The 5,195-nt window shown below is 53.7% G+C and carries 4 protein-coding genes and 1 pseudogene; all 5 read left to right on the forward strand.

Annotation, left to right across the window (positions count from 1 at the left end; genetic code table 11):
* Positions 1–286, forward strand: a 286-nt coding sequence (locus tag BFF42_RS10810; RefSeq protein WP_000318964.1) for an integrase core domain-containing protein, incomplete at its 5' end; no start/stop codon positions are given.
* 4 nt (positions 287–290) lie between these two features.
* Positions 291–1,100 (forward strand): annotated as a pseudogene (locus BFF42_RS10815) (YadA family autotransporter adhesin); the annotation flags it as partial.
* 367 nt (positions 1,101–1,467) lie between these two features.
* Positions 1,468–3,123 carry an L-lactate permease gene (lldP, locus tag BFF42_RS10820; protein ID WP_001297977.1) on the forward strand — a complete coding sequence of 552 codons (1,656 nt, stop codon included), beginning with the start codon at positions 1,468–1,470 and terminating at the stop codon, positions 3,121–3,123.
* The gene (lldR, locus tag BFF42_RS10825; RefSeq protein WP_012421687.1) at positions 3,123–3,899 is read left to right on the forward strand and encodes a transcriptional regulator LldR; all 777 of its coding nucleotides are present in this window, start codon (positions 3,123–3,125) and stop codon (positions 3,897–3,899) included. Before lldP ends, lldR begins: the two co-directional genes overlap by 1 nt.
* Entirely contained in the window at positions 3,896–5,086 is a 1,191-nt protein-coding gene (lldD, locus tag BFF42_RS10830) for a quinone-dependent L-lactate dehydrogenase (RefSeq protein WP_000586962.1), read from the forward strand. The genes lldR and lldD overlap by 4 nt, the downstream gene beginning before the upstream one ends.
* The last annotated feature ends 109 nt before the right edge of the window (positions 5,087–5,195 follow it).

Consider the following 5,195-nt stretch of genomic DNA (forward strand, 5'->3'; position numbering starts at 1 on the left):
AACACGCCAGTTCGCCCGGATGTTGGGACTTGAACCGAAGAACACGGCGGTGCGGAGTCCGGAGAGTAACGGAATAGCAGAGAGCTTCGTGAAAACGATAAAGCGTGACTACATCAGTATCATGCCCAAACCAGACGGGTTAACGGCAGCAAAGAACCTTGCAGAGGCGTTCGAGCATTATAACGAATGGCATCCGCATAGTGCGCTGGGTTATCGCTCGCCACGGGAATATCTGCGGCAGCGGGCTTGTAATGGGTTAAGTGATAACAGATGTCTGGAAATATAGGGGCAAATCCACCCAGAGCATTACTAACCTGAACAATCAGGTCACTAATCTGGATACTCGCGTTACTAATATCGAAAACGGTATTGGCGACATTGTCACCACCGGTAGCACCAAGTACTTCAAGACCAACACCGATGGCGTAGATGCCAACGCCCAGGGTAAAGATAGCGTTGCTATTGGTTCTGGTTCCATTGCTGCCGCTGACAACAGCGTCGCACTGGGTACCGGTTCCGTTGCAGAGGAAGAAAATACAATCTCTGTAGGTTCTTCTACTAACCAACGCCGTATCACCAACGTAGCTGCCGGTGTTAATGCCACCGATGCGGTTAACGTGTCGCAGCTGAAATCTTCTGAAGCAGGCGGCGTGCGCTACGACACCAAAGCTGATGGTTCTATCGACTATAGCAATATCACCCTCGGTGGTGGCAACGGCAGTACGACTCGTATCAGCAACGTCTCCGCTGGCGTCAACAACAACGACGCGGTGAACTACGCGCAGTTGAAGCAAAGCGTGCAGGAAACGAAGCAATACACCGATCAGCGGATGGTTGAGATGGATAACAAACTGTCTAAAACTGAAAGCAAGTTGAGCGGTGGTATCGCTTCTGCAATGGCAATGACCGGTCTGCCGCAGGCTTATACACCGGGTGCCAGCATGGCTTCTATTGGTGGCGGTACTTACAACGGTGAATCGGCAGTTGCTTTAGGTGTATCGATGGTGAGCGCCAATGGTCGTTGGGTCTACAAATTACAAGGTAGTACCAATAGCCAGGGTGAATACTCCGCCGCACTCGGTGCCGGTATTCAGTGGTAATGATCCATTAAGTTAGTGTGACTAAGGGCAAACGCCAAATTGCCTGATGCGTTACGCGCATCAGGCAAGATAAGGCGCTCCGGGTCAACAATCTAAGGGCAATTCTCTGATGAGGATTGCCCTTTTCTTTACCAGACATCTCCCCCCACAAGAATTGGCCCTACCAATTCTTCGCTTATCTGACCTCTGGTTCACAATTCCCCAATTAAAACTCACATCAATATTGCCAATACACAACATTTAGTTAACCATTCATTGTCATTATCCCTACACAACACAATTGGCAGTGCCACTTTTACACAACGTGTGACAAGGAGATGAGCAACAGACTCATTACACGATGTGCGTGGACTCCAGGAGACCTGCAATGAATCTCTGGCAACAAAACTACGATCCCGCCGGGAATATCTGGCTTTCCAGTCTGATAGCATCGCTTCCCATCCTGTTTTTCTTCTTTGCGCTGATTAAGCTCAAACTGAAAGGATACGTCGCCGCCTCATGGACGGTAGCAATCGCCCTTGCCGTGGCTTTGCTGTTCTATAAAATGCCGGTCGCTAACGCGCTGGCCTCGGTGGTTTATGGCTTCTTCTATGGTTTGTGGCCCATCGCGTGGATCATTATTGCAGCAGTGTTCGTCTATAAGATCTCGGTGAAAACCGGGCAGTTTGACATCATTCGCTCGTCTATTCTTTCGATAACCCCTGACCAGCGTCTGCAAATGCTGATCGTCGGTTTCTGTTTCGGCGCTTTCCTTGAAGGAGCCGCAGGCTTTGGCGCACCGGTAGCAATTACCGCCGCATTGCTGGTCGGCCTGGGTTTTAAACCGCTGTACGCCGCCGGACTGTGCCTGATTGTTAACACCGCGCCAGTGGCATTTGGCGCGATGGGCATTCCAATCCTAGTTGCCGGACAAGTAACAGGCATCGACAGTTTTGAGATTGGCCAGATGGTGGGGCGTCAGCTACCGTTTATGACCATTATCGTGCTGTTCTGGATCATGGCGATTATGGACGGCTGGCGCGGTATCAAAGAGACGTGGCCTGCGGTCGTGGTTGCGGGCGGCTCGTTTGCCATCGCTCAGTACCTTAGCTCCAACTTCATTGGGCCGGAGCTGCCGGACATTATCTCTTCGCTGGTATCACTGCTCTGCCTGACGCTGTTCCTCAAACGCTGGCAACCAGTTCGCGTATTCCGCTTCGGTGACTTGGGGGCGTCACAGGTTGATATGACGCTGGCCCACACCGGTTACACCGCGGGTCAGGTGTTACGTGCCTGGACACCGTTCCTGTTCCTGACCGCTACCGTAACACTGTGGAGCATCCCGCCGTTTAAAGCCCTGTTCGCATCGGGTGGTGCGCTGTATGAGTGGGTGATCAACATTCCGGTGCCGTACCTCGATAAACTGGTTGCCCGTATGCCACCAGTGGTCAGCGAGGCTACAGCCTATGCCGCCGTGTTTAAGTTTGACTGGTTCTCTGCCACCGGCACCGCCATTCTGTTTGCTGCACTGCTCTCGATTGTCTGGCTGAAGATGAAACCGTCTGACGCTATCAGCACCTTCGGCAGCACGCTGAAAGAACTGGCTCTACCCATCTACTCCATCGGCATGGTGCTGGCGTTCGCCTTTATCTCGAACTATTCCGGACTGTCATCAACACTGGCACTGGCACTGGCGCACACCGGTCATGCATTCACCTTCTTCTCGCCGTTCCTCGGCTGGCTGGGGGTATTCCTGACCGGGTCGGATACCTCATCTAACGCCCTGTTCGCCGCGCTGCAAGCCACCGCAGCACAACAAATTGGCGTCTCTGATCTGTTGCTGGTTGCCGCCAATACCACCGGTGGCGTCACCGGTAAGATGATCTCCCCGCAATCTATCGCTATCGCCTGTGCGGCGGTAGGCCTGGTGGGCAAAGAGTCTGATTTGTTCCGCTTTACTGTCAAACACAGCCTGATCTTCACCTGTATGGTGGGCGTGATCACCACGCTTCAGGCTTATGTCTTAACGTGGATGATTCCTTAATGATTGTTTTACCCAGACGCCTGTCAGACGAGGTTGCCGATCGTGTGCGGGCGCTGATTGATGAAAAAAACCTGGAAGCGGGCATGAAGTTGCCCGCTGAGCGCCAACTGGCGATGCAACTCGGCGTATCACGTAATTCACTACGCGAGGCGCTGGCAAAACTAGTGAGCGAAGGCGTGCTGCTCAGTCGACGCGGCGGCGGGACGTTTATTCGCTGGCGTCATGACACATGGCCGGAGCAAAACATCGTCCAGCCGCTAAAAACGCTGATGGCCGATGATCCGGATTACAGTTTCGATATTCTGGAAGCCCGCTACGCCATTGAAGCCAGCACCGCATGGCATGCGGCAATGCGCGCCACACCTGGCGACAAAGAAAAGATTCAGCTTTGCTTTGAAGCAACGCTAAGTGAAGACCCGGATATCGCCTCACAAGCGGACGTTCGTTTTCATCTGGCGATTGCCGAAGCCTCACATAACATCGTGCTGCTGCAAACCATGCGCGGTTTCTTCGATGTCCTGCAATCCTCAGTGAAGCATAGCCGTCAGCGGATGTATCTGGTGCCACCGGTTTTTTCACAACTGACCGAACAACATCAGGCTGTCATTGACGCCATTTTTGCTGGTGATGCCGACGGGGCGCGTAAAGCAATGATGGCGCACCTTAGTTTTGTTCACACCACCATGAAACGATTCGATGAAGATCAGGCTCGCCACGCACGGATTACCCGCCTGCCCGGTGAGCATAATGAGCATTCGAGGGAGAAAAACGCATGATTATTTCCGCAGCCAGCGATTATCGCGCCGCAGCGCAACGCATTCTGCCGCCGTTCCTGTTCCACTATATGGATGGTGGTGCATATTCTGAATACACGCTGCGCCGCAACGTGGAAGATTTGTCAGAAGTGGCACTGCGCCAGCGTATTCTGAAAAACATGTCCGACTTAAGCCTGGAAACGACGCTGTTTAATGAGAAATTGTCGATGCCGGTAGCACTGGCACCGGTGGGTTTGTGTGGCATGTATGCGCGTCGTGGCGAAGTTCAGGCAGCCAAAGCGGCGGACGCGCATGGCATTCCGTTTACTCTCTCGACGGTTTCCGTTTGCCCGATTGAAGAAGTCGCGCCAGCCATCAAGCGCCCAATGTGGTTCCAGCTTTATGTACTGCGCGATCGCGGCTTTATGCGTAACGCGCTGGAGCGAGCAAAAGCAGCGGGTTGTTCGACGCTGGTTTTCACCGTGGATATGCCGACACCGGGCGCACGCTACCGTGATGCGCATTCAGGTATGAGCGGCCCAAATGCGGCAATGCGCCGCTACTTGCAGGCGGTGACGCATCCGCAATGGGCGTGGGATGTGGGCCTGAACGGTCGTCCACATGATTTAGGTAATATCTCAGCTTATCTCGGCAAACCAACCGGACTGGAAGATTACATCGGCTGGCTGGGGAATAACTTCGATCCGTCCATCTCATGGAAAGACCTTGAGTGGATCCGCGATTTCTGGGATGGCCCGATGGTGATCAAAGGGATCCTCGATCCGGAAGATGCGCGCGATGCAGTACGTTTTGGTGCTGATGGAATTGTGGTTTCTAACCACGGTGGCCGCCAGCTGGACGGTGTACTCTCTTCCGCTCGTGCGTTGCCCGCTATTGCAGATGCGGTGAAAGGTGATATCGCCATTCTGGCGGATAGCGGAATTCGTAACGGGCTTGATGTCGTGCGTATGATTGCGCTCGGTGCCGACACCGTACTGCTGGGTCGTGCTTTCCTGTATGCGCTGGCAACAGCGGGCCAGGCGGGTGTAGCTAACCTGCTAAATCTGATCGAAAAAGAGATGAAAGTGGCGATGACGCTGACTGGCGCGAAATCGATCAGTGAAATTACGCAAGATTCGCTGGTGCAAGGGCTGGGTAAAGAGTTGCCTGCGGCACTGGCTCCCATGGCGAAAGGGAATGCGGCATAGTCGTTTGCGCCCCCGTTACTTTATTCGTACCCCTTATAATGGGGTGTTAGCCAGCCAGACCCGGCATGATTACTGCCCCCAGTCGTCCATGATCCGGGGGGGTGATGTC

This window comes from Shigella sp. FC1661 (assembly GCF_001712525.1).
In the GTDB taxonomy this organism is placed as follows: Bacteria; Pseudomonadota; Gammaproteobacteria; order Enterobacterales; family Enterobacteriaceae; genus Escherichia; species Escherichia coli.